The 4087-nt window shown below is 44.7% G+C and carries 4 protein-coding genes; all 4 read left to right on the forward strand.

What is annotated here, in order from left to right:
* Nucleotides 1–52: 52 nt before the first annotated feature.
* The 4 genes from WKV44_10445 (at nucleotide 53) to WKV44_10460 (ending at nucleotide 3712) form a co-directional block, all read left to right on the forward strand.
* Nucleotides 53–709, forward strand: a complete 657-nt coding sequence (locus tag WKV44_10445) for a hypothetical protein (GenBank protein MEM5948954.1) — start codon at nucleotides 53–55, stop codon at nucleotides 707–709.
* Nucleotides 710–1025: 316 nt separating this feature from the next.
* Nucleotides 1026–1856 (forward strand): hypothetical protein, encoded by an 831-nt coding sequence (locus tag WKV44_10450; protein MEM5948955.1) that lies wholly within the window; start codon nucleotides 1026–1028, stop codon nucleotides 1854–1856.
* 424 nt (nucleotides 1857–2280) lie between these two features.
* Nucleotides 2281–2976: a hypothetical protein gene (locus WKV44_10455; protein MEM5948956.1), complete on the forward strand. Its 696-nt coding sequence runs from the start codon at nucleotides 2281–2283 to the stop codon at nucleotides 2974–2976.
* 25 nt (nucleotides 2977–3001) lie between these two features.
* Nucleotides 3002–3712, forward strand: coding sequence for a hypothetical protein (locus WKV44_10460; GenBank protein MEM5948957.1), 711 nt, complete (start codon nucleotides 3002–3004; stop codon nucleotides 3710–3712).
* Nucleotides 3713–4087 lie beyond the last annotated feature (375 nt).

Below are 4087 nucleotides of genomic sequence, written 5' to 3' on the forward strand. Positions count from 1 at the left end.
GCTAGCGCCTGTAAGTGATGAGGCGAGGAGGCACAACCGGAGCCTGCCCGGTATGGGGGGTGTGTACAATCTTGTAAACCTGCAGCTGTATCATTATGCGGGGAATAATCCGGTGAAGTATATTGATCCGGATGGGAGGTATGACCAGTTTAGCCTGTGGCTTTATAGAAAGCTTGAGATAGAACCTATGATAAAGGGGATGGAAATCTATTCGTCGATTGCAAAAGGAAATTATAGGAAAGTTTCTTCTAAGGAATTATTCTTTATGTATCGGAGCGGGATAGGCCGAGATGTGACGTTGGAACAGATAGGGTATGCGGAAGAGGTAGAAAAGGCCGTGCTTCATTCCGAGGAACTGACAAAAGGGTTGCCTGGAGGAGGGACTGTGATGAGTCGTTTTCTTAAACAGATAGCAAGCGGAAATGAGGATTTTGGAAGATCATATGAGTTTGGTAACGTGTGTTGGGCCTTTGGAGGAGCCACGGTAACGGGGAAGTTCGAAGGAACCAGAGAGAAAATGGAAGATGGACGTGTTCATATTAAAGGGACGATTAGCTTTACATTCTTTGATGACTTTTCTGATCCTTATGATACGTTTGATGTAATCCCAGGTAAATGGAATCCGGATGGGAGGCCATTCAGCATTACGCACGAGTGGAGTGTCTCTGTGGACACAGTGGTGACACCCGATAATAAGATTAAAGAATAAAAAGAGGAGGATGAGTATGGGAAGTAGAAGAAGAGGTGGACTCGTGTATAGGTTTGTGAGGTTAATGACGGTGGTGCTAGTGGTAGTGGTGGTGTTACATGTGCTACTGCTGGTTGCTCCCTGGCCGAGATGGCGGACGGTAGGGAAGCCTGGATTTGCCGAAGGCGAGTATGTGTCGATTGTGGTGGATGATGGTGTGCCTTATGTGGGCTTTACCCACGGCTCCGAGTCCAGGGTTGTGCGGTATAATGGGAGGAAGTGGGAGACGATAGGGACTTTTTCTAGCTGGCCGATTCGGCTTGCAATAGATGATGGGGTGCTGTATGTGGCGTTTTCTGATAGAGAGAAGGAGAGGCGGCTTACGGTGATGAGGTATGATGGTACGGGATGGGAAGAGGTGGGAGAACCCGGTTTTTCTCACGGAGAAGTGGATGATATTTCTCTTGCAGTGGAGGAGGGTATCCCCTATGTCGCATTTGGTGATGGAGCGCATGGGCGGAGGATCACAGTGATGAGGTACAATGGTGAGAGATGGGAGACGATAGGGCAGCCAGGGTTTTCGGGTAATTATAGAGGCAATGCATTTGCAATAAGTGACATTCGACTTGTGGTTGAGAATGGAATTCCGTATGTTGCGTATCCAGAAGAAAACCAGTTAAAGGATGGGGATCCCCCCATTAAAAAACCTGTGGTTATGCGCTATAACGGGGAGGAATGGGAGAGGTTGGGTAGAGAGAGTGATTTTACTAATGAGATATTTTGGCTTGATCTTGCAGTAGAAGATGGGATCTCTTATATCATTTATGATGATCCACATGATCCTACTGTTATGAGGTACAACGGGAAGGAGTGGGAGCCGGTAGGTGAGCCTCATTTTGCGAGCTCGGCTATATTCTATCCAAACATTGTGATATACAAAGGCACACCGTATGCAGCGTTTAAATTACTTCATGGACTAAGGGGAGTTGATGTTTTTCTCTACAAATATGACGGGATAAAGTGGGATATAGTTCCACGCCAGCCTCTTTTACTGAATATACCACATAGGGGGGATGCTGACTATGTGAGCCTTGCGATAGATGATGGTGTGCCATATATAGCATGTGTTGCTGCATATGGTAAAATCAAAGTGGTAAAGTATGACTGAAATGTGCCAACAGGGGTAGGCAAGAATACGAAGGGGGGGCAGGCTCGAGGTACGGTACCGGTATGCGGGCAAGGAGTGGAACTAGGACAGCGGGCTGTACTACTTTGGTTCGCAGTACTACCGTGCCGAGGTAGGCTTGTGGCTGAGCCCTGTTCCGGAGGGAGGCTGGCTTCCTCCATGGAGGACGGCCAGCCTTGGATATTTACTGCCTTTGCCCCGTATTAGCCGGAGGCAGGAGGTCTGCGACTTTCTTGTCTTTTTTCTTTATTGGCGCAGTCCCGACGTTCGGTATAAGGTTTTATGGGAATTTGAAGTAAAGCGGGGGAAATTTTTGTTGTAGTTTTAGTGGAGGAAAAATAAGGTGTATATACCTCTGGCACCGGTCAACGATGAGGCAAGGAAGCACAACCGGAGCCTGCCCGGTATGGGAGGTGTGTACAATCTTGTAAACCTGCAGCTTTACCATTATGCGGGGAATAATCCGGTGAAGTATACGGATCCGGATGGGAGGGTGCCTTTTTTAGTGGCAGGTATTGTGGCAGCTGCATCTCTTATTTTTACCTCGTGTAGCCAGCCGCCTCCTAGTCAACAAATAGATGAAGTAATAGATAAGTTGAAAAATGCAAATTATGGTAGAGTACCGATCATTCAAGATCCTCATTCCCCAATATATCTTCCAATTGTGATAAAAATTCCTCGTAAGCTTTTAGATTATGTTTTGCTTGTATCTGCGGCACTGCCAAGAGATCCTGATTTTACCGATATGGATTATACTGGAGCGCAAGGGGTAGTTTCTTCTTCTGCAGCGGCTAAGGCAGGTAATATTCAGGGTGCAATAGGGTTTCTAGGAACGATAGTTGATAACCTAACGGATGATCAGGGGCGACTTGTGGGAAGTATGTTTCTTACTATTGAAAAAAATCCATGGACTGGAGATATCTTATGGTGGGAATTAGAGTATATTATGCCTGTTTCAATTCAAGGTAAACAAAGTAGAATTCTTACTCGTGAACAAGCATTAAAGTTTTTGGAATCAAATAAGGAGTTGTTTGGAGATACGACTGTAGCAGAGCCTGTGCGAGATTCAATATTTAAAGAATTTTTTCAAGAACTAAAATAAAATAGAGAGAGGTGATGTGGTTGTGATGAGGTCAGATAGAAAAGTTGTAAGATTATTGCTGATGTTCCTTGGTATTATGTCTATTATAGGATGTACAGAGTCTAAGGAATATGTGGTGCACTATATTAGTCTGGATGATAGAGTAAGTATAGATGAAGTAGAGTTTTACTTTTCTAATCGTTTTCCCTGGTATCATGATTATACTGTACGGCGTCGAGTGATAGAGGATGAGTTTAGCTTTAAAGTTTCCAAGGATTCTGAGTATCTTGGTCGCAAGGTAATGTATGGGAAACAAGAGGTTTCTCCGACACATTTATTCCTTCCTTTTTGGAATTGGCCTAAGGATGGCGGGGACGTATTTTTGTTAGTGTATCCCTATCCTAGAGTACTCACATATGATGAGAAGAGCGGAATAGTGACAGTGGAACGTGCAACTAATGCGGAGGGGTATGTATTGCAGTTGGTGGAAGGAGGGCAGGCAAAGGAGGTGTTCTCTCTGGATCCTGAGATTTCTCTAAAAGAGGTTAGGAATATGGAAGAGGAGGAGTTGGATGCTCTTCCCTTTAAAGATCTTTATTCATTATTGTCGGAGAGCGATGTGGCTGTGGTAAGAAAAGGAGTAATAGGAAAATTGATGAAACATAGTTTAAGATATCGCAATAAAACAATGCTTCTGAAATACCTTATACAATGGGGGCCAAGATGGATTACGTTTGGGAGTGTTTATGATAAGTAGTATCCATTATACTGGACTCATGATTTTGGAGAATCTTAAAGTTTTTAGGCTTTTAAATGGTGTGGGGCTAGAAGTTGCTTTACTATAAGGCTTGGTGATAGCCTGCCTTTGCCCCATATGAGCCGGAGGCAGGAGGGGCTGAGCCCTTCCTGCCTTTTTTCTTTATAGGGCGCAGTCCCGACGTTCGGTATAAGGTTTTATGGGGATTTGAAGCAAAGCGGGGGAAATTTTTGTTGTTGATTTAGAGGAAGCAGGGGAGGCATGACATAGTAAAGAGAAGGGGATTTGAGATATGTGTACGAGGAAGAGTGGATAGAGAGTAAGGACAGTCTTAATCTGTACAGTACGCTGTACAGGTTTACAGGCAAGGAGCTA

Source organism: Spirochaetia bacterium 38H-sp (assembly GCA_039023545.1).
Lineage (GTDB): Bacteria > Spirochaetota > Spirochaetia > Winmispirales > Winmispiraceae > Rarispira > Rarispira pelagica.

Excerpts from the sequence above, each read along its gene's own strand:
- WKV44_10445 (MEM5948954.1), top strand. The coding sequence starts at position 53 with ATGGGGGGTGTGTACAATCTTGTAAACCTGCAGCTGTATCATTATGCG.
- WKV44_10455 (MEM5948956.1), top strand. The coding sequence starts at position 2,281 with ATGGGAGGTGTGTACAATCTTGTAAACCTGCAGCTTTACCATTATGCG.
- WKV44_10460 (MEM5948957.1), top strand. The coding sequence starts at position 3,002 with ATGAGGTCAGATAGAAAAGTTGTAAGATTATTGCTGATGTTCCTTGGT.